The following is a 917-nucleotide window of genomic DNA, read 5'->3' as shown; positions in this document are numbered from 1 at the left end:
CACCCTGCACGGCAGGCCGGCCTCGGTCTCCGGGAAGCCGATGACGCCCCGGCCCGGCGGGTTCGACGGGCGAACAGGCCCCCTGGCCACGGACGGTCCCCTCAGCACCGTTCCAGGATCGCCGGCGCGAAGACCGGTCCGCGCTCAGTCCGTACCGGCAGCGGCGGCCACGGGCTCCTTGGCCTCGGCGCCCTCATCGCCAACCGGCTGCCCCGGGACGGTGAGCTCGGACACCCTGATCTCCGGCAACTCCGTCACCGCCGCAAGAGCTGATTCGATGGCGTCGGCCAGCGTCGGGGACACGGCGTCATCGAAGCCCATCCTCGTGACGGTGACTTCGGTGTCGGTCGGAAGCACGTCGGTGCCGAATTCGGCAGCGCCGGTGCAACTCGCCTTCAGGGTGGTCATTTCGTCCTCGGTAATCTCCCGGCTGAGAACCAGCGAGAACACGTACCCCATTGACTGTCACCTTTTTCATCTTCTGTGTATCGCGCTATCGCGGAAACGTACTTGCGCAGGAGGATGTGATGTGTCGTCAGAGAGCGGTGTGCTCATATCCGGCCGACCGTCGAGGATCACCCTGTCTTCGTCGCTGCCGGGCCCGTCGCGCCCTCATGTTTGCTGGCCCCGCGCTGTCCTGTGAAGGGTGGTCGGCCATCGGTCGTCCACTGCGAGGTAACTGGCGCCCGCCGCGGACCGCGGTCCCGGGCGCCTCCGGAAGCGTCGTCACCGGCGGCACCGGCACCGCCGGCACCGCCGTCACCACGGGCGCCGGTGTTCCCCACCACGGGCACACAGTTACCGCGCGATGGCCGGACGATGGCCGACCGCCCTTCCGCGACCGCACCGTGCTGGGAAGCATGGGCCGCGGCATGGAGCTGATCGAACGGTCCGACGAGTCCGGCACGACGAGGTAT

Annotated in this window: 1 protein-coding gene; it reads right to left on the bottom strand. The window is 68.7% G+C overall.

Going from position 1 to position 917, the window contains the following annotated elements; genetic code table 11:
- Positions 1-144 precede the first annotated feature (144 nt).
- A complete protein-coding gene (locus tag AC3EVP_RS36890) occupies positions 145-459 on the bottom strand; it encodes a hypothetical protein (RefSeq protein WP_435138160.1) in 315 nt (104 codons plus the stop codon).
- Positions 460-917 lie beyond the last annotated feature (458 nt).

It is taken from the genome of Actinacidiphila sp. bgisy144, from assembly GCF_057708105.1.
The sequence above is the reverse complement of the archived record's forward strand: the minus strand, read 5'-3'. Positions and strand labels throughout refer to the sequence as shown.